This window comes from Mycobacterium sp. 23 (assembly GCF_048287075.1).
GTDB classification, from domain to species: Bacteria; Actinomycetota; Actinomycetes; order Mycobacteriales; family Mycobacteriaceae; genus Mycobacterium; species Mycobacterium gordonae_B.
In genome coordinates this window covers 103,335-123,028 of record NZ_JBLVUX010000005.1, presented here as the reverse complement: position 1 = coordinate 123,028, position 19,694 = coordinate 103,335, and the positions used below count along the sequence as shown (strand labels likewise).

17 protein-coding genes are annotated in these 19,694 nt (G+C 66.1%); 8 read left to right on the top strand and 9 right to left on the bottom strand.

Annotated elements, in window-relative coordinates; translation table 11 throughout:
- From ACNQS7_RS01925 to ACNQS7_RS01905, 5 genes are all read left to right on the top strand, one after another.
- Positions 1-1,653, top strand: a complete 1,653-nt coding sequence (locus tag ACNQS7_RS01925; protein WP_418011202.1) for a PecA family PE domain-processing aspartic protease — start codon at positions 1-3, stop codon at positions 1,651-1,653.
- A gap of 68 nt (positions 1,654-1,721) precedes the next feature.
- Positions 1,722-2,870 carry an AAA family ATPase gene (locus ACNQS7_RS01920; protein ID WP_418011201.1) on the top strand — a complete coding sequence of 383 codons (1,149 nt, stop codon included), beginning with the start codon at positions 1,722-1,724 and terminating at the stop codon, positions 2,868-2,870.
- 61 nt (positions 2,871-2,931) lie between these two features.
- Positions 2,932-3,540: a TetR family transcriptional regulator gene (locus tag ACNQS7_RS01915; protein WP_418011200.1), complete on the top strand. Its 609-nt coding sequence runs from the start codon at positions 2,932-2,934 to the stop codon at positions 3,538-3,540.
- Positions 3,541-3,768: 228 nt separating this feature from the next.
- The gene (locus ACNQS7_RS01910) at positions 3,769-4,197 is read left to right on the top strand and encodes an MmpS family transport accessory protein (protein ID WP_055576702.1); all 429 of its coding nucleotides are present in this window, start codon (positions 3,769-3,771) and stop codon (positions 4,195-4,197) included.
- Positions 4,194-7,121, top strand: a complete 2,928-nt coding sequence (locus ACNQS7_RS01905) for an RND family transporter (RefSeq protein ID WP_418011199.1) — start codon at positions 4,194-4,196, stop codon at positions 7,119-7,121. Before ACNQS7_RS01910 ends, ACNQS7_RS01905 begins: the two co-directional genes overlap by 4 nt.
- A 68-nt stretch (positions 7,122-7,189) precedes the next feature.
- Here the strand turns inward: ACNQS7_RS01905 and ACNQS7_RS01900 are convergent, their stop codons facing one another.
- Both ACNQS7_RS01900 and ACNQS7_RS01895 read right to left on the bottom strand, forming a co-directional pair.
- Positions 7,190-8,056: a hypothetical protein gene (locus tag ACNQS7_RS01900; RefSeq protein WP_418011198.1), complete on the bottom strand. Its 867-nt coding sequence runs from the start codon at positions 8,054-8,056 to the stop codon at positions 7,190-7,192.
- Entirely contained in the window at positions 8,053-8,451 is a 399-nt protein-coding gene (locus ACNQS7_RS01895; protein WP_418011197.1) for a DUF1801 domain-containing protein, read from the bottom strand. The genes ACNQS7_RS01900 and ACNQS7_RS01895 overlap by 4 nt, the downstream gene beginning before the upstream one ends.
- A 54-nt stretch (positions 8,452-8,505) precedes the next feature.
- Here ACNQS7_RS01895 and ACNQS7_RS01890 point away from each other — a divergent pair, with 54 nt between their 5' ends.
- A complete protein-coding gene (locus ACNQS7_RS01890) occupies positions 8,506-10,749 on the top strand; it encodes a molybdopterin-containing oxidoreductase family protein (protein WP_418011196.1) in 2,244 nt (747 codons plus the stop codon).
- Here the strand turns inward: ACNQS7_RS01890 and ACNQS7_RS01885 are convergent.
- Genes ACNQS7_RS01885 through ACNQS7_RS01860 form a run of 6 tightly spaced genes read right to left on the bottom strand, consistent with a single transcriptional unit; the run spans position 10,662 to position 16,464 of the window.
- On the bottom strand, positions 10,662-11,180 hold the full coding sequence (locus ACNQS7_RS01885) for a cupin domain-containing protein (protein ID WP_418011195.1): 519 nt from the start codon (positions 11,178-11,180) through the stop codon (positions 10,662-10,664). The two genes, ACNQS7_RS01890 and ACNQS7_RS01885, sit on opposite strands and share 88 nt — an antisense overlap.
- A gap of 26 nt (positions 11,181-11,206) precedes the next feature.
- The gene (gene hchA, locus ACNQS7_RS01880; protein WP_418011194.1) at positions 11,207-12,073 is read right to left on the bottom strand and encodes a glyoxalase III HchA; all 867 of its coding nucleotides are present in this window, start codon (positions 12,071-12,073) and stop codon (positions 11,207-11,209) included.
- 30 nt (positions 12,074-12,103) lie between these two features.
- Positions 12,104-13,741 (bottom strand): tetratricopeptide repeat protein, encoded by a 1,638-nt coding sequence (locus tag ACNQS7_RS01875; RefSeq protein ID WP_418011193.1) that lies wholly within the window; start codon positions 13,739-13,741, stop codon positions 12,104-12,106.
- A complete protein-coding gene (locus ACNQS7_RS01870) occupies positions 13,738-14,757 on the bottom strand; it encodes a zinc-dependent alcohol dehydrogenase family protein (protein ID WP_418011192.1) in 1,020 nt (339 codons plus the stop codon). The genes ACNQS7_RS01875 and ACNQS7_RS01870 overlap by 4 nt, the downstream gene beginning before the upstream one ends.
- Positions 14,758-14,764: 7 nt before the next feature.
- Complete coding sequence (locus tag ACNQS7_RS01865; protein WP_418011191.1) at positions 14,765-15,664, bottom strand: alpha/beta hydrolase; 900 nt, start codon at positions 15,662-15,664, stop codon at positions 14,765-14,767.
- Positions 15,661-16,464, bottom strand: a complete 804-nt coding sequence (locus ACNQS7_RS01860) for an enoyl-CoA hydratase/isomerase family protein (RefSeq protein ID WP_418011190.1) — start codon at positions 16,462-16,464, stop codon at positions 15,661-15,663. Before ACNQS7_RS01860 ends, ACNQS7_RS01865 begins: the two co-directional genes overlap by 4 nt.
- A 73-nt stretch (positions 16,465-16,537) precedes the next feature.
- On the opposite strand from ACNQS7_RS01860, the gene ACNQS7_RS01855 reads away from it, so the two are divergent.
- Both ACNQS7_RS01855 and ACNQS7_RS01850 read left to right on the top strand, forming a co-directional pair.
- Positions 16,538-17,929 carry an NAD(P)-binding protein gene (locus tag ACNQS7_RS01855; protein ID WP_418011189.1) on the top strand — a complete coding sequence of 464 codons (1,392 nt, stop codon included), beginning with the start codon at positions 16,538-16,540 and terminating at the stop codon, positions 17,927-17,929.
- Between the two features lie 12 nt (positions 17,930-17,941).
- Positions 17,942-18,697: an acyl-[acyl-carrier-protein] thioesterase gene (locus ACNQS7_RS01850; protein WP_418011188.1), complete on the top strand. Its 756-nt coding sequence runs from the start codon at positions 17,942-17,944 to the stop codon at positions 18,695-18,697.
- On the opposite strand, the gene ACNQS7_RS01845 is transcribed toward ACNQS7_RS01850, so the two are convergent.
- A complete protein-coding gene (locus tag ACNQS7_RS01845; protein ID WP_418011187.1) occupies positions 18,694-19,668 on the bottom strand; it encodes an aldo/keto reductase in 975 nt (324 codons plus the stop codon). The two genes, ACNQS7_RS01850 and ACNQS7_RS01845, sit on opposite strands and share 4 nt — an antisense overlap.
- Positions 19,669-19,694: the final 26 nt, after the last annotated feature.

The window sequence follows — 19,694 nt, the reverse complement described above, 5'->3', positions numbered from 1 at the left end:
GTGTCGTTTCTAGCCGTGGCTCCTGACTGGGTCACGTCGGCGGCAGCGGATCTGGAAAACATCGGCTCGGCGCTGAGCGCGGCCAACGCGGCGGCTGCCCTGCCGACCACGGGGGTTGCGGCGGCCGCCGCTGACGAGGTCTCCACCGCGATCGCGGCACTGTTCGCCGGGTTCGGTCAGGAATATCAGGCGCTGAACACTCAGCTCAGCGCATTCCAGCAGCAATTCGTGCTGTTGCTGGGCAGCTCGGCCGGGTCCTACGCCTCCGCGGAGGCGACGGCCGCGTCGGTGCTTGACCCGGTTTTCGGCGTAATCAACCTGCCCACCCAACTGCTGCTGGGACGTCCGCTGATCGGTGACGGGGCGGCCGGCACCGCGGCGTCGCCGAACGGCGGGGCCGGGGGCTTGCTGTGGGGCAACGGCGGGGCTGGGTACTCGCAGACGGTCGCGGGGGCAGGTGGCGCGGGCGGTTCCGCCGGGTTCATCGGTAATGGCGGGGCCGGCGGCACGGGTGCCAATGGTGGAGCTGGCGGTGCCGGCGGCAATGGCGGCTGGTTGTTCGGTAACGGCGGCTGGGGTGGCTGGGGCGGCGCGAACGGGGCAGGCGCCGGCGGGAACGGTGGCGCGGGAGGCGTTGCCTACTTGCTCGGGACCGGCGGCAATGGTGGTGCCGGCGGGCTCGGAACTAATCCAACGTTGCCACTCGGTTATGGCGGCACAGGCGGCCACGGCGGCATGATCTGGGGCGGTCAAGGCTTCAGCGGCGCTGGTTGGGACGGCAAGACCATTTCCATGCCGACCATCCAGACCACCGAACCGGTGGTCAACCTCTCCGTCAATGGCTACACCAGCGGACCGATTCTGGTCGACACCGGATCCGCCGGCCTGGTCATGCAGATCAAGGACATCGGCGGGCTACCGGGTCTGCTCAAGCTGGGCATCCCGCACGGAATCAACATCAGCGCCTACAGCGGCGGGCTGACCTACCTCTTTGCCAGCTACCCGACGTCGGTCGACTTCGGCAACGGCCTCGTCAGCGCGCCCTCCGCGGTCAACGTTGTGTTGTTCTCGATTCCCACGTCACCATTCGCCATCTCGGCCTACTTCACCGAGTTCCTGAAGAACCCCTTCGTCACCCCGTTCGACGCGTACTTCGCGACCGCCGGCGTGGACGGGGTCTGGGGCCTCGGCCCGAACGCGGTGGGACCGGGACCCAGCATCCCGAACCAGTATCTGCCGGGCAACCTCGGCCAGGGCGCACTCATCGACATGGCCGGCGGCAAGTTGCAATTCGGTCCGAACCCGGGAGTGCCTCAGTTCTCCATGAATGGCTCTCCCATCACCACCTTGTATGTAGAGGTGGGGGCCAATCCCGTAGTAGCCGTACCGTCAATCGTCGACTCTGGTGGCGTGCTGGGCACCATGCCGTCGTCGGTGATCGGCGGCGCGGGCAGCCTTCCGCCCAACACGACGATCAAGGTCTGGGCGGACCCCGGCCAAACCCAGTTGCTGTACCAGTACAACACCAACACCTACACGCCGACAGTCATCTCGTCCGGCCTGATGAACACCGGTTTCAAGCCTTTCTACGACCACCCCATATACATCAGCTACAGTCCCGGCGGTGTAGGAACTACGGTCGTTAACAACTAGCCCTAGCGAATCCCCCTGCCCCACAACTAATTTCACCCCTGTCACCCCCCGCCGCTAAAGTCGCGTCCATGCTCCAGACGATCGCCGTGCGCGGGTACCGCTCGCTGCGCGACATCGTGCTGCCCCTGGGCCGGCTGTCCGTCGTCACCGGAGCCAATGGCACCGGCAAGTCGTCGGTCTACCGCGCGCTGCGACTACTGGCCGATTGCGGGCGCGGCGAAATCATCGGCTCACTGGCCCGCGAGGGCGGCCTGGAGTCGGTGCTGTGGGCCGGTCCCGAGCAGCTCTCCGGAGCCCGCCGGGAAGGAAAAACCCAGGGCACAACCCGCACCCGGCCGCTGTCGCTCGAACTCGGTTTCGCCGCAGACGATTTCGGCTACCTCGTCGATCTCGGCATCCCGCAGATGGCCGGCTACCGTTCGGCCTTCTCGCGCGATCCGGAGATCAAGCGCGAGGCCATCTTCGCCGGCCCCGTCCTGCGGCGCGCCACCACCCTGGTTCGCCGAACCCGCGACTTCGCGGAAGTCAGCGGCGACTCCGGATTCGACGAGCTGAGCCGGACCCTACCGTCCTACCGCAGCGTGCTGACGGAATACGCACACCCGCAAGCACTTCCAGAGCTCGCCGCCGTGCGTGAACGGCTGCGCGGGTGGCGGTTCTACGACGGCTTCCGGGTCGACGCCGCCGCGCCGGCCCGGCTACCGCAGGTGGGCACCCGCACTCCCGTGCTCTCCGACGACGGCAAGGATCTGGCCGCCGCGATCCAGACGATCATCGAAGCAGGGTTCGATGACCTGAGCCGGATCGTCGCCGACGCCTTCGACGGGGCCACCGTCACCGTCGAGTTCAACAACGGCCTGTTTGATCTGCAACTGCAGCAACCCGGCATGCTGCGGCCGCTGCGCGCTGCCGAATTGTCCGACGGCACACTGCGTTTCCTGCTGTGGGCGGCCGCATTGCTCAGCCCGCAGCGGCCTTCGTTGATGGTGCTCAACGAACCGGAGACCTCGCTGCATCCGAGCCTCGTCGGTCCGTTGGCCGCGCTGATCCGGGTCGCGGCCGAGCACACTCAGGTCGTGGTGGTCACCCACTCCGACTCGCTGCGGGCGGCGCTCGACGACGGGACGCAGATCGAGCTGTACAAGGATTTCGGCGAGACCCGGATCACCGGACAGAGTTTGCTGACGACGCCGCCGTGGGACTGGGGCAAACGCTGACCCCGGGTGGCCTACACCTCGTTTTGCGTGCAAAGTGTGCAGTTTGTGCAAATATGTGCACATGGCGAATCACATGGGTCTGCGCGAGCGTCGCCGCCGGCAGACCAGCGCGGACATCCGCGGAGCCGCCGTGCGCCTGGCACAAGCACGCGGTTGGGACAAGGTCACCATCGAGGAGATCTGCGTCCAGGCGGGCATCTCGACCCGCACGTTCTTCAACTACTTCCCGAACAAGGAAGCGGCCATCGCCTACGGCCCCTCGGACCTGCCCGCCGAATTGGCCGATGAGTTCGTCGCCGCCGGCCCCGCGCCACTGTCGGTGGTCCTGGCGGATCTGATCACGCTGGCCGCACACCATCTGCGTGACATGCCGCCGCAGCGCGAACAGGCCGTTTGCATGCTGGACCTGGCCAAGACCACCCCGGCGGTGCTGGCGTCGTTCCTAGCCGAGTTGGAGCGCTTTCAGGGCCAGCTGACCGAGATCGTCGCCAAGCGCCAGGGCATGCCCTCAGACGACGAAATTCCGGCGCTGATCTCGGCGCTGGCGTTGACGGCCGTCCGGTCGGGCATCGAGCGCTGGTCCAGCAGCGAACCCCAGGACGCCGACGACACGCCGATGCCCTACGTCGAGCGGGCCGCCGCCCTGGTCAACAGCATTTTCACCAAGTGAACGGCGTGACCAGAAACACATAAACTTGCATGATCTGCAAAAAGTGCAGATTATGTATCCATGGTCCGGCGGCGGAACTCGACTATGCCTCGGTTTTTCGAGACATCCGCCCATGTCACGTCGGGCCGTTTTGCGCTGTACGGGGCACAGGCGTTCGATCCCCCTGCAGCGCAACGCAACTCGAGTCAGCAGATCGGATTGCCCAGCCGGGAAGGGATCGCGTAGCAGATGGCCAAGATAGTGCGTAACGCCTGGTTGCCGCTGTTGATCGTGGCCGTCGTAGCGATCGGCGGGTTCACCGTGCACCGGGTCAAGTCGTTTTTCACCGCGGAGAACGCGGACACGTTGACCAGCCCGAAGGTGGATGACTCAAAGCCGTTCAAGCCCAAGGTCGTCAAGTACGAGATCTTCGGCTCGGCGGCCAGCGCCAACGTGAACTACCTGGATCTCAGTGCTGAGCCGCGGCGACTCGATGACGCGCCGCTGCCCTGGACTCTGGTCCTGAGCACCACCGCCCCGTCAGTGTTCCCCAACATCTCGGCGCAGAGCGACGGCGATTACCTCGGCTGCCGCATCACGGTCGACGACGAAGTCAAGGACGAGAAAATTTCAAACGGTGTGCACGCCCTGACCTCCTGCCTGGTGAAATCCGCATGAGCACCACCCTCGAAGACAGACGGCCCGACAACGAAGACAGCCGGGCCGACACCGCCCCCATCCCGAGACACGCGGCGCGCCCGGCGATTCCGCGTTTCCTGCGGAAGTTCGCGGTGCCCGTCATCATCGGCTGGATCGCGCTGATCGCCGTCCTGAACACGGTGGTCCCGCAGCTCGACGAGGTCGGCAAGATGCGCTCGGTCTCGATGAGCCCCGACGACGCGCAGTCGGTGATCGCGACCAAGCGGGTCGGCGAGGTGTTCAAGGAGTACAAGTCCAACAGCTCGGTGATGATCGTGCTGGAGGGCCAGAATGCGCTTGGCGCCGACGCGCACGCGTACTACGACCAGATCGTCCGCAAGCTCGAGGCCGACAAGCAACACGTCGAGCACGTCCAGGACTTCTGGAGCGACCCCCTCACCGGCGCCGGCGCGCAGAGCAACGACGGCAAGGCCGCCTACGTGCAGGTCTATCTCGTCGGAAACATGGGTGAGACGAAGGCCAACGACTCGGTCGAGGCCGTTCAGCACATCGTCGACAGCGCCAAGCCGCCCAACGGTGTCAAGGCCTACGTCACGGGCCCCTCTGCCCTGGAAGCCGACCAGCACCTGGCCGGAGACCGCAGCCTGCAACTGATTACGGCGGCAACCTTCGTGGTGATCATCGCGATGCTGCTGATGGTCTACCGGTCGATCGTCACGGTGCTGCTCACTCTGGGCATGGTGGTGTTCGAACTGGCTGCCGCCCGCGGCGTGGTCGCCTTCCTCGGCTACCACCAGATCATCGGACTCTCCACGTTCGCCACGAACCTGTTGGTCACGTTGGCCATCGCGGCCGCGACCGACTACGCGATCTTCCTCATCGGCCGATATCAGGAAGCCCGGGCGGTCGGCGAGTCGCGAGAAGACGCGTACTACACCATGTTCCACGGCACGGCGCACGTCGTGCTCGGGTCGGGCATGACCATCGCCGGCGCCACCTTCTGCCTGCATTTCACCAACCTGCCCTACTTCCAGACCCTCGGCGTGCCGCTGGCCATCGGCATGGTCGTGGTGGTGCTCGCGGCCCTGACGCTCGGTCCCGCGGTCATCGCGGTGGCCACGCGCTTCCGTCAGACGCTGGAACCCAAGCGCGCCCAGCGAATTCGCGGGTGGCGCAAGATCGGCGCCGCCGTCGTGCGGTGGCCCGGCCCGATCCTGGTGATGACGATCGGCATCGCGCTGGTCGGCCTGTTGACGCTGCCGGGGTACCGAACCAACTACAACGACCGCAACTACCTGCCCGCGGATCTGCCGGCCAACGCCGGCTACGCGGCCGCCGACCGCCACTTCTCCAAGGCGCGGATGAACCCCGAGTTGCTGATGATCGAGAGCGATCACGACCTGCGCAACTCCGCGGACTTCCTGGTGATCGACAAGATCGCGAAGGCGATCTTCCGGGTGCCGGGAATCAGTCGGGTGCAGGCCATCACGCGCCCCGAGGGCAAGCCGATCGAGCACACGTCGATTCCGTTCCAGATCAGCATGCAGGGCGTCTCCCAGCAGATGACGCAGAAATATCAGGAAGACCAGATCGCGGACATGCTCAAGCAATCCGACGAGATGCAGACGACCATCAACAGCATGGAGCAGATGCAGAGCATCACCACGCAGATGGCCGCGGACATGCACGTGATGGTCGGCAAGATGCACGCGATGACGATCGACGTCGCCGAATTACGGGACCATATGGCCGATTTCGAAGACTTTTTCCGGCCGATCCGCTCGTACTTCTACTGGGAGAAGCACTGCTACGACATTCCGGTCTGCTTCTCGTTGCGGTCGGTGTTCGACGCCCTCGACGGGGTCGACACGATGACCGACGACATCCAGAGCCTGCTGCCGGTGATGGATCACCTCGACACGCTGATGCCGAAGATGGTTGCGCTGATGCCCGAGATGATCGCGAACATGAAGAACATGAAAACAATGATGCTGACCATGTATTCGACCCAGAAGGGTCTGCTGGAACAGCAACAGCGGGCGCAGCGCGACTCCTCGGCCATGGGCCGGGCGTTCGACGCGTCCCGCAATGACGACTCGTTCTACCTGCCGCCGGAGACGTTCGACAACCCTGAGTTCAAGAAGGGCATGAAGAACTTCATCTCCCCCGACGGCCACGCCGTGCGCTTCATCATCAGCCACGACGGTGATCCGATGTCGGCAGAAGGCATTTCGCACATCGACGCGATCAAGAAGGCCACTTACGAGGCACTCAAGGGCACGCCCATGGAGGGCTCCAAGATTCTGCTCGGCGGCACCGCGGCGACCTTCAAGGACATGCAGGAGGGCAGCAACTACGACCTGCTGATCGCCGGAATCGCCTCCATGTGCCTGATTTTCATCATCATGCTGATCCTGACCCGCAGCGTGGTGGCCTCGGCGGTGATCGTGGGCACGGTATTGCTCTCGCTGGGTGCGTCTTTCGGGCTTTCGGTGCTCATTTGGCAACACCTGATAGGCATCGAGCTGCACTGGATGGTGCTTGCGATGTCGGTCATCATCCTGCTGGCGGTCGGGGCGGACTACAACCTGCTGCTGGTGTCCCGGTTCAAAGAGGAGATCCATGCCGGCCTCAACACCGGCATCATCCGGGCCATGGGTGGCACCGGGTCCGTCGTCACCTCCGCGGGTCTGGTGTTCGCCTTCACGATGATGACGATGGCGGTCAGCGAGCTGATCGTGATCGGGCAGGTCGGCACGACCATCGGTCTGGGTCTGCTCTTCGACACCCTGATCGTGCGGTCCCTGATGACGCCGTCGATCGCCGCGCTGCTGGGCAAGTGGTTCTGGTGGCCGCAACGCGTCCGGCAGCGCCCGAAGCCGTCCCCGTGGCCAAAGCCCAGCGAGGATTCAGCCAAAACGGACGCGCTGACCACGGTCTGACGCGCCCGAATGGGAACCGCGCGACGCTTGACCGGCATGTCGCGTCGTGCGGTTCACACTCGCCCGGTTCAGCCCACGACGTCAAAGACCGCCGCTGCCGATGTGACGGCCTTGTCCCCGTTCCCCTCGTCGTGCAGCAGCATCCGCACCCCGACCCGTCCGGGTCCCCCGGGGTAGGCCGAGCCTTCCACCCGGAACGGGCCCACCTTGCCGCGGGACATGAACATCACGTGCCAGCTGATGACCTGCACCCGGCGCGTCCTGGCGACCTCGGCGGCGAGGTCGGTCGCGGCGGTCTCCAGCACGACGTGTTGCGGACCGATGTGCAGGGCGGCGTCGGGCGAGGCGTATTCGGCACTCAACGCGGGCAACACCCAGTGCCCGTCGTCGCGCTTGGACGCCCCGAACGCCGCCCACAGCGGCGGCAGATCGGGGGAATCCTCAATCACGAGTTCGGTGCCCGAAACATCCATCCGATCAAGGCCTTCCGGCGGGATGCCGATGATCGCGCCCTGCCCTTCGTTGAAGGCGATCACCCGGTCCGGGTTGTCGGCGTCGACGATCCTGCACCGGCCGTAGCCCATCGTGCGGCCTTGGTGGACGATGCCCGAACCCACAATCTCGACCCGGGCGACGTCGTAGCCCGGATCGATGATCTGCACCGAGGCGATCACCGGATTGGGCACCGCCACCATGTCGGTCTGGCACCCCTCCGGCGATGAGATGGCAAGCGGGGCAACCATGATGCCGCCGGCCTCGTTGCGCATGTCACGGCGGATGGTCACCGTGTTGTCGGCTTCGCCGAGGTTCATCGACGAGTGGTTGCGCCCGATGTACCGGTAACTCAACAGGCCCGTCCAGCGCCGATAGAGCTCGTCCCGGTAGGCGTCGGCGTCGCCCATCAGCTCCCGGATGTCTCGTGGTTGACCGCTCATTTTCCGGCCTTCTTCGACACGTTGTGCGCAACGGCGTCCCGGATGAGCGCCGTCAGCGCCTCGTCGTCAACCGTGTCGCCCTCGTGAAAATCGATGGCGCGACGAGTGTTTCCGTCCAGGCTGGCGTTGAACATGCCCGACGGGTCGTGCAGCGCAGCACCTTTGGCGAAGGTCACCTTGACCGCGTTCTTGTAGGTCTCTCCGGTGCAGATCATTCCGTCGTGGTACCACACCGGGACTCCCCGCCACTTCCATTCTTCGGTGACGTCCGGGACGGCCTGCTTGATCAGCGCGCGGATGTGCGCCAGCATCTCGCCACGCCAGTCCCCCAGTTCCGCAATCCGCGCATCGATCATCTTCGACGGTGAATCGGCCACGTAGCCCCCCATCCGCATCGCGATACAGTTGCAGGCACGATTGTAACGTCGGCGGTACTGTACAAAAGGACCATGGGACAACCCTCGGGTGACGCGCACACCGTGTTCACCTTCTGTCGTTACTGCCTGGCCTCATGCGGCATCGAGGTCAACGTCGAGGGCAACCGGGTGGCCAAGATCTCGGCCGACAAGCAGAACCCGCACAGTTGGCGCGACTTCTGCGCGAAGGGCCGCAACGCTGCCGCACTGGTCGAGCATCCGCGCCGGATCCTGACACCCATGCGGCGGATGGGTGACCGGTATGTCGAATCCACCTGGGACGAGGCCATTTCGGACATCGCCGCGCGGATGACAGCGTTGATCGAGGCCGACGGTCCCGATGCCGTCGGCGCCTATTACGGCAACCCCGCCGGATACTCGGCGTCGAATCTGATGTTCATGAACGGTTGGCTGGATGCGGTGGGCACCCAGAACCGTTATGCGGTGGGCTCAGTCGACCAGAATGCCGTGCACGTCGTAGCCGACGCGATGTACGGGTCCTCGATCATGGTGCCCGTATCCGACATCGACCGTTGCGACTTCTTCCTGCTGGTCGGCGCCAATCCCGCGGTGAGCGCCTGGAACTGGCTGGAGAGCGCACCCGGTGGCTGGCAGCGCGCGCTGGCCCGGCAGCGTCAGGGCGCCAAAATCGTCGTGGTAGATCCGTTGCGCACAGAATCCGCCGACAAAGCAGACGTCCACATCGCGGTGCGTCCCGGCCAGGACTGGGCACTGCTACTCGCGATGGTCAAAGTCATACTCGTCGAACACCTTGAACACGTCACCGACTGCACCCACCTGACTACCGGCATGACGGCACTGCGAGAGGTGGCCGCCGAAGCCGACCTGAACGACCTGGCTGCGCGGTGCGACGTGCCGCGCCACCAGATCGAAGACATCGCAAGAGAATTCGCCGATGCGCCGGCCGCCATGGTGGTGACGCGGACCGGCGTCTCGCTGCACCTGTCCGGCACGGTGGGCGAATGGCTCGGTCAGGTGCTCAACGTCATCACCGGACGGATGGATCGACCCGGCGGCCGGCGCTTCGAACCCGGCTACCTAGATGCGATGAAACTGGCCGGCGCCATCAAACCTTCGGGTCACCGCAGCCGACTGACCGGCCGCCCGATGGTGGCGGGTGTGCACGCACTGAGCGAACTGCCCGCCCAGATCACCACACCCGGTCCGGGACAGATCCGTGCTCTGCTGATCAACGCCGGCAACCCGGTCATCTCGGGCCCGAACGGGCCGGCCCTGGACCAGGCCCTGGCACAGCTCGACCTGTTGGTCGTCATCGACATGGTCCAGCGCGAAAGCCACCGCCACGCGCACTGGCTGCTGCCCGCGGTGCATTGGCTCGAGCGCGATGACCTGCTGGCGCTGACCAGCGGTCTGCATGACGAGCCGTATGTGCAGTACGGCCGGCGGGCGGTCGAACCCCCGCCGGGGGCGCGCGAGGCCTGGCGGATCTTCGTCGACCTGACGCTGGCCATGGACGTGCCGCTGTTCGGCGTCAGGGGTGTCAACGCGTTCATCTTCGCCAGCCGGCGGCTGGCCCGCCTCACCCGTCGCCCGGCTCTGCAATTCTCACCACGCTGGATCGACCGGCTGCTGATCAGCATGTCGCGAAAGGTCAACGGCCGCAAGCTGAAATGGCGCGATGTGGTAGCTAACGAGCACGGCATGGTGCTCGGCCCCCGGCAATACGGCCGCTTCGCGGACGCGCTGCGCACTCCGGACAAGCGCGTGCAGGTCGCGCCCGCCGCTCTGGTCGGGCGCGCTCGTGAACTGCTTGCCGCGCCGCCGCCTGAAACCCCGGACGGATACCCGTTCCAGCTTGGCAACCGCCGGCACCGCCATTCAATGAACTCGTTTCTCAACGACCTACCCGGGCTGCACCCTGGCGGCAAAGGCAGCGTGGTGCTCATCCACCCCGCCGACGCCGCCGGCCTCGGCATCGGAGAGGGCGATCTGGTGCGGGTGTCCTCCCCCGTGGGTGCGGTGCAGGTGCGGGCGTCATTGAGCGACCGGCCCCGCCGCGGACTGCTCGTCTTGGATCACGGATGGGGGTCGCGGGTCTTCGACCCGAAGGGCACGGCCGAGCCACAGGTCTTCGGGGTGAACCGCAATCTGCTGATCGACGCCGAACCCGTCGATCCGCTGTCTCAGACTCCCGCGCTGAGTTCCGGCTATGTGGCGGTGGAGCTGCTCTCCGCCGCGACGCCGACCGACATCACCGAGAGCCGGCACCCATCGGGCCCGGTGCGCCAGGCGTGATCGACACCCGTGACGACGGCGGTGTCACCGGCGGCCAGGGGATGCGCGCCGTCGTCCAGGAGCAGTTCGACCGAGCCGGACAGCACGAGATCGAGGTCCACGGTGTCGGTGTGGTGCATCGAAAAGGCCACGCCGGGACCGTAATCGATGATCTTCCAGTTGATGGCGCCGGGCGGGACCCCCAGGTCCAGGGTGTCGGCGCTGCGGCCCCCGTCCGATAAAGCGGGGGCCGACGGCGTCGCGTAGAGCACGGAGAACAAGATCCCCTCGAAACCAGGAAACCCGTCCAAGGTGACCGGACCGTCCTGCTCCGCGCACGACCGACCGGCGGCGTCGACGCCGGTGATCAGCAGCCGCCCAGCGGATGCGGACAGCGGGCCCTGCGACCCTTCCGGCAGCGATACGAAGTTGCGCGCTGACTCCTCTGACATGCGTAAGGACTCTAGCCGCAACAACTTCAGCTACCAGACGCCTCCAGCAGCGCATCGGCAGCGATGCGACCGAGTTCGTTCGCGGCCAGCGGGCTGTCGCCGGTGATCAGTCGACGGTCCTGGTAGGTCCTGCCGGTCATGTCGTCGTTGAGAATGGTCAGTCCCTGCTTACTCAGCCGGTCAGCGAGAAGCCACGTCAATTCGCCTGGCAGGTAACCCATGTCGATGTTCGCACCAGAGTCCAGCGCATCGGGGAACACGCACACGGAGTAGCCGTTGAACGGCGACTCCTGCTTGTCCAGCGCGGCCGCAAGCAGCGCCGCCGGGCCATGACACAGCGTGACGATGAATCTGTCGTTCGTCAGCGCCCATTCCAGCGCCTCCCCCACGGCGCGACTGTCCGGCAGGCCGACCATCGCGCCGTGGCCGCCGGGGATGAACACGGCAAGGTAGTCGGAATCCGGACCCAGCTCGTTGGCCACCACGTCGGAAAGTTTTTTCGGCTGCTTGAACTTTGGCTTGAGCGCCTCGTAGGTAGCCAGCACAGCTTCGTCCTCGCGCGGCATCGCCCACAGCTCGAGCTTGACCGGATAGCCGCTCACCGTCGCGACGTCGACCTCGAAACCGGTCTCCATCAGATGGTGCAGCGGAAGCAACGTCTCGACGGGATGATTGCCGGTGGAGAACATCGTGCCGTTCTTCAACAGGAGGTAACGCTCTTCGGTCGCGAGCACCAGCACCTTCCACCGGCCGCCGGTGTAAGCGCCCTGATGCTGCACGCCGTCGAAGTCGGTCTTGGGCTGGGTGTACTCGCTCAGCGAATACGGCGACGGAAAGAACGCGTTGTCTTCCGCCTCGTCGGGCGTGGGTTCTTTGCTCAAGTTGTCCGTCATGCCTACACAGCTGCCCCGGTAAGTCGCCGGCTAAACGCTGCCGAGTCTACAGGCACACGACGCACGGACCGGCACGTCTGCACGCGCGACGGCCAGGGCCAGCTGCTGGCCGATGATGGTCGCCTCGGCGGTATGCCCCAGCTTCTGCAGACACTCGTGATAGCCGTGCAGGCTCCACACGTTGCCCGGATGCTGGCAACACCGCGCCAGCGTGGGGTCCAGGCCGAGGTCGGCGGCGTACACCGCGGCCGCCTCGTCGACGTGACCCTGCTCGAGCAGCAGCGCGCCGTAGGCATGCCGGGTGGGCTGCATCCATCCCCACGGTTCGTCGTACGGCAACCCGTCGTCGAGCTCGATGGCGCGCCGTAGATGGGTGAACGCGTCATCGAAACACCCTTCGCGATAGGCGATTTCGCCATCGAGCATGGCGGCGGCGACCGCGAGTATGTCGCGGCTGGTGTTGTTGAACAGATAACGGGAGGCTGGGATCCGCGCGTACGCGTCGGCGAACGCGGCGCGCTCGGCATGCGCGCGGGAGAGTTGACCGCTCGCAGCGAAGGCGACGCCGCGCCCGTAATGGATCGTCGTCGCGGTGGTGCAGTACAAATCCGGGTCGGCCGGCAACGGCTGTGCGATCAGGTCTTCCCACCGGCCGAACCGCACCAGCACATGGGTTCGCAACGGAACGAACGCCTCGAGCCAGTCGGCCATCGGCGGCGACTCGATGGCGAGCAGTTCGGGTGTCAGCTGGGCGGCCAGCTCGTCGGCGGCCCGCAGGGCGATCTGCGACTGTCCTTGAAACATCGCCGAGTACACGATGAAGTGCAGGTCGTGCGCGCGGTAGAGCGAGTAGAAGTTCAGCGGGCCCGCACGCTCGACGAAGCGCCGATCCGCCTCTACCGCAGCACTGTTCGCCTCGATCGAGCTGCGGTAGTCGCCGCACAGCACGTCGATGTGGCTCGGCATGTGTTGCAGGTGGCCCGCGTCGGGCACCAGGCCGCGCAACAGATCCGCCGCCGGCAGGGCGACTTCAGGAGTCGACGACATCTCCATGGTGTGCAGGTACAGATGCAGGATCCCCGGGTGGGTACGGCCCTGCGGCCCGGCCAGCGCGCCCTCGAGAATCCGTCGAGCCTCCAGCGCCCGCGAGCCTTGGGCCGGCTGGCCGGTGGTGGTGTTCCACAGCGCCCAGGCGGTGACGTTGACCAGCGCGTCGGCGGCCAGGGCCTGCACGTCGATGTCGTCGGGAAACTCGGCGGCCAGTGCCGTCATCGCGTCGGCGTAGGCAATGCGCGCGGCGTCCAGGTCGTCCGAAAACCGCGTGCGCAGGGCCGAGATCAGTCCCTGCTCGACGGCGGTGGCCCGCCCTTGGGCGGCCAGCGCGAGTTCCGCACGCGCGCGCGACAGCGACGCCGCCAGGTCGACCGGGTCGAACGCCTCCCATGCCTTGTTGTAGTTCGGTCCCACCGAGTAGGCGATCCCCCACCGCGCGATGGCCAGATCGGGGTCGTGCTCGAGGGCACGCTCGAAGCAGCGGATCGCTTCCTCGTGGTTGAAGGCGTACGCCCAGACCAGGCCGCGGTCGAACCAGGTTTGTGCTTGCGCAGCAACGGTTTCCACCGGCCGGTGATAGCTGCCGAGGTCGAAGTAGGGCCGCTCGGCGGTCACGGGATGGTGAGGGCGATCTTGCCGACGTGCTCGCCGGCGCGCATCACCCGCAATGCCTCATCGAGGTTTTCCCAGTCGTAGACGTGGCTGATGTGCGGTTTGATCCCAGACTCCGCGATCACGTCGCACACTTCGCGGTGAGTACTGACGCTGCCGACGGTGATCCCGATGATGCGCAAATTGTTCAGCATCACTTCGGCAACAGCGATAGGCGTCGTGTCGAACCCGCTGAGAACCCCGATCACCGCGATCGTGCCGGCCATCCGCGTCGAGTGCAGCGACTGCGCCAACGTGGCGGGCCCACCGAGTTCGACGACCAGGTGGGCGCCGCGCCCGTCGGTGAGCCGCTTCACCTCCGCGTCCCACCCCGGAGTGGTGCGGTAGTTGATCAGATGTGTTGCCCCCAAGTCGGATCCGATCTTGAGCTTGTCATCCGAGGACGAAGTGAGGATCGTGATGGCGCCCAACGCCTGCGCGAGTTGCACGGCGAAGAGCGATACGCCACCGGTGCCCTGCGTCACCACCACGTCGCCCGCCCCGATATTGGCCTCCTTGAGCGCGGCCCACGCCGTCACTGCCGCGCACGGGATGGTGGCGGCCTCGACATCGGTGAGGTGCTCGGGCGTCGGAACCACACCGGTGGCATCGGCGACGCGGTATTGCTGCAGCCATCCGTCGCAGCTGTCACCCGGCAGGTCGCGCTTGTTGTCCGGGGTCGGCGGGCCGTCCTGCCAGCCCGGGTTGAAGGCGCCCATCACCCGCTGCCCGACGCGCAGATCCACGACGTCGGGGCCGACGGCGACCACCTCGCCCGCTCCGTCGCTCATCGGCACCCGCGGCCAAGGCCCGGGTAGCAGACCCATCAGGTTGACGTTGTCGTGGAAGTTCAGGCTCGAGGCGTTGACCTTGACCAACACCTGTCCGGGTCCGGGTTGGTCAACGGGCCTCTCCACGGCCACCGGCGCAACGCCGGGCCCGTTCATCACCATGGCCCGCTGACGGTCGGGAATGTTCATGAGCCGACTACCTCCTCCTCGATCCGGTTGCGCCACCGATCCGCTCGACAATAATCCGCCGCGCGGCACGGCCTTCCGGGGTGGGAGTCAACGGGTACACATGCAACAATCCCGGCTCCTCGTAATACTCCACGTCCACGCCCGCGGCAGCGGCCTTGTCGACCAGCAACCGCGAGTCCGGATTCAAGATGTCGCGGGTTCCGCTGAATACCGTCATCGGGCCCAACCCGGTCAGGTCGGCCATCAGCGGACTGACCCGCGGATCGTCGACCGGCAGGTCGCCGCGCCAGCCGTCGGCGAACACCCGCAGCGCTTCGCGCCCTAACCACGGGTCTGTCGACTCGACGGCTGCGATGGCCGGGTTGCTCAGCGCCGCATCCACCAGGGGCGAGATCAGCACCGTGCCCGCAACGTCCAGGCCGTGCTCGTCGCGCAGCAGCAGCGCCGCGGACAGGGCGATCTGACCGCCGGCCGAGTCGCCGGCCAGGTAGACATCGTTGTGCTGGGCCGCCATCTCGACGATTGTGGGTATGACGTCGACGGCGGTGGCGGACGGCACCAGCGGATAGATCGGGACGATCACCGTCGCACCGGCCTGGTGCGCGATCTGCGCCGCCAATTGCCAGTGCTGACTGGTGATTTCGTTGACCCAGCCGCCGCCGTGCAGGTAGATCACCGTGAGGTCAGGTGCCGAGGCGAGTGGTGTCAGCGTGTAGATCGGCCAACTCGACCGATGCTGCAGCGCAATGTCCACCTTGGGCCGCAACCGGGGCGGCGGCCCGAACGGCTGTGGGTGCGCGGCGCGCTGCTCGATGTGCGCGCGAGCGGCGTCGGCGCTGGCGTACGGGCGGTGCCTGCCGGTCAGGTGGAGCAACAGGGGCATGGCCCGGCTTCGGACGCTGGTCATCGGTCGCGCTCCTCTGTCTTCGACCCGCTCCACCGGGGCGGACGGCGCTGCACGAACGCCTCGACTCCCTCGCGTGCGTCCGGGCTGCCCATCACCCGGTGATGCAGCTGCGTCTCCAGGTCGGCGACCTGGCGAGGCGTGTAGCCCTTGCTCATCGTGTCCCAGAGCAGTCGCTTGCTCAGCGCCGCAGACATGGGTGCCACGTTGACGGCGATGTCACGCGCGATGGTCATCGCGTGCTGCAGCACCTGCGCCCCGGGCAACGCACGGGATGCGACGCCCAGAGCGACCGCTTCGTGCCCGTCGAAGGTGCGGCCGGTCAGCAACAACTCCGCCGCGACGGCACCACCCACCAGGTGCGGCAGCGTCCAGTGCGACATGCAGTCTCCGATGACGCCCCGGCGCACTTGGGCCACAGCGTATTTGGCGTCCTGCGCCATGATCCGGAGATCGGCCTGCAGGGCGATGGTCAGCCCTATCCCGATCGCATGTCCGTTGACCGCCGCGATCACCGGCGTGCGCAGTTCGAATGCCGCGGGATCGGTCGGCGACGCGGTGAACGCATCCCCCGATGGCGAATCGAAAGGGCTTGCCGCCGCGGCGAAGTCGGCCCCCGCACAGAACGCGTCCCCGGCACCAGTGAGCACGATCACCCGCACCCCGTTGTCGGCGTCACAGTCCCGGTAGGCCTGGTTGAGCAGCGCGCCCATCTGCGCGGTGTAGGCGTTGCGCCGTTCCGGCCGGTTGAGGGTGAGCAGCGCGACCCCATCGGCGACCGCGACGGTGAGATCGACTCCCATCCCAGCGAACTTACCGGGTTGATCACGGTCCATTTGACAGGCACTATCGTGGGCCCATGAGAGAGCAGCCGCAATGAGTGTCCACAGTTTGGACACCGACTACCTCGTCATCGGTGCGGGCGCCATGGGGATGGCGTTTACCGACACCGTCATCACCGAATCCGACGCGCGGGTCGTCATCGTCGACCGGGCCCATCAACCGGGTGGACACTGGACCACGGCCTACCCTTTTGTGCGACTGCACCAGCCGTCGGCCTACTACGGCGTCAACTCAAGGGCGCTGGGCAACAACACCATTGACTCCGTGGGCTGGAATCAGGGGCTCAACGAACTGGCCCCCGTCGGCGAAGTCTGCGCCTATTTCGACGCCGTCATGCAGCAGCAGTTCCTGCCCACGGGCCGCGTCGAATACTTTCCGATGTCCGAATATCTGGGCGACGGCCGCTTCCGCACGCTGGCCGGCGCCGAGTTCGCCGTCAACGTGCAGCGCCGCATCGTCGACGCCAGCTACCTGCGTGCCATCGTGCCGTCCATGCGCCCGGCCCCCTACGCCGTGGCCCCGGGGGTCGACTGCATTCCCCCGAACGACCTGCCCAAGTACGGCACGCGGGAGCGCTACGTGGTGGTCGGCGCGGGCAAGACGGGCATGGACGTGTGCCTGTGGTTGCTGCGACACGGCGTGGACGCCGGCCGACTGACCTGGATCAAACCGCGAGATTCGTGGTTGATGGACCGGGCGACGCTGCAGCCGGGACCGTCTTTCATCAAGCGGTTCCGGGACAACTACGGCGCGACTCTGGAGGCGATCGAAGCAGCCACATCGATCGAGGACCTCTTCGACCGGTTGGAGGCGGCCGGCACGCTGCTTCGTCTGGACCCCTCGGTCCGCCCGCGCATGTATCGCTGCGCGACGGTGTCAGAGCAGGAGTTCGAGCAGCTGCGCCGCATCGACGATGTGGTCAGGATGGGTCACGTCCAGCGCATCGAGCCCACCGCCATCGTGCTGGACGAGGGATCCATCACCTCCTCGCCGTCGGCCCTCTACATCGACTGCACCGCGGACGGCGCCCCGGAGCGACCCGCGGTGCCCGTCTTCGACGGCGACCGGATGACCCTGCAGGCGGTCCGTGGCTGTCAGCAGGTGTTCAGCGCCGCGTTCATCGCGCACGTCGAGTTCGCCTACGCCGGGGACACGCTGAAAAACGAACTCTGCCCGCCGATTCCGCACCCTGATCGCGATGTCGACTGGCTGCGCCTGACTCATTCCGACCTCCGCAATTTCGCTCGCTGGCTCGACGACCCGGAGCTGACCGACTGGCTCAGTTCGGCACGATTGAATCTGCTCGCCGAGTTGCTGCCGCCGTTGTCACACAAGCCACGGTTGCGTGACCGGGTGGTGTCGATGTTTCAGAAGAAGCTGGACACGGCCAGTGAGCAGCTGGAAAAGCTGCTCAGTGACGCCTGAGAAGGAGAACCCGTGCCCCACAACCCTGAGGCCGATGAGCCGCTGGTGGCAGTCCCCGACGAGGGTTACGTCTTCCAAACCGGTTGGCGGCTGGCCACATCGGATATCGACGAGCACCGTCGACTGCGGCTGGACGGAGTCGCCCGCTACATCCAGGAGGCGGGCGCCCTGCATCTGGCCGATGCCGGGCTGGCCGAGGTCCATCCGCACTGGATCGTGTTGCGCACGGTGATCGATGTTCTGGAACCTATCGAAATCCCGAGCGAGATCACCCTGCGCCGCTGGTGCGCGGGACTGTCCAGCCGATGGTGTGATATGCGGGTGCAACTCGAGGGTGACCAGGGCGGGCGCATCGAGACGCAAGGTTTCTGGATCTGCATGAACAAGGACACGTTGACACCGTCGCGGCTCACCGATGACTGCGTCGAGCGCTTCGGCAGCACCACCGACAATCATCGGCTCAAGTGGCGCCCGTGGATCGCCGAACACGTCCAGGCCGGTGCCGAGACTCCATTTCCGCTGCGCCGCACCGATATCGACCTTTTCGAGCACGTCAACAACACCATCTACTGGCATGGCGTACACGAGGTACTCGCCGAGTTCCCCGAGCTGGAGAACAACCCGTACCGCGCGGTGCTGGAGTACCGCAGTCCGATCAAATACGGCGAGGCGCTGACCATCCGTTCCGAACGCAGCGGTGACGCCGTGCGCATGGATTTCACCGTCGGTGAGGACGTACGCGCAGCGGCCCTGGTCCGCAAGATCTAATCGCGGTCAATCCATTGCAGCTGCGCCGCGCTGTGGTGCTCACCCGCCGCCGGTGTGAGAGCGTCGAGCCTGCCCAGCTGTTCCGCGGACAGCTGCACAGCGTCAGCACCGACGTTCTCCTCAAGGCGCGCAACGCGTTTGGTTCCCGGGATGGGCACGATGTCGGGCCCTTTCGCCAGCAGCCAGGCCAACGCGACCTGCGCCGGAGTGGCCCCGACGTCGTCGGCGATGCTCCGTAACTCGTCGGCACTGCGCAGGTTGTGGTCGAAGTTCTCCCCGGTGAAGCGGGGATTCGTCTTGCGGAAGTCGGTGTCGGGTATCCCTTCGGCGGAACGGATTGCCCCGGTGAGGAACCCACGTCCCAGCGGGGAATAGGCCACGAACCCGATGCCCAGTTCGCGCAGTGCCGGGAGTACCGCATCTTCGGGATCGCGCGTCCATAGCGAGTATTCAGACTGCACGGCGGTGATCGGGTGTACCGCATGGGCACGCCGGATGGTCCGCACACCTACCTCGGAGAGCCCGATATGCCGGATCTTGCCGGCTTGCACCAACTCTGAGAGAGCCCCCACCGTGTCTTCGATGGGAGTGTCGCGGTCCAGGCGGTGCTGATAGTAGAGGTCGATGTGGTCGGTCTGCAGGCGCTGCAGTGAACCGTCAACGGCGATGCGGATATTGGCGGGACTGCTGTCGAGGCCGTTGCGGCCGGTGTGCGAGATCATGCCGAACTTGCTTGCCAGCACCACCGCGTCCCGGCGGCCCTGCAACGCCCGTGCGAGCAGTTCTTCGTTGGCATAGGGGCCGTACACCTCGGCGGTGTCGATCAAGGTCACCCCGAGGTCCAGGGCGCGGTGAACGGTGCGGATCGACTCGGCTTCGTCGCTACCGGCCCCGGCGTACGCCACGGACATCCCCATGGCGCCCAGCCCGAGCCGTCCGACCGTCAGATCTGCAAGGCGCGCGGGTCTCATGCGCTCATTGTGCCGGGTAACCTCGC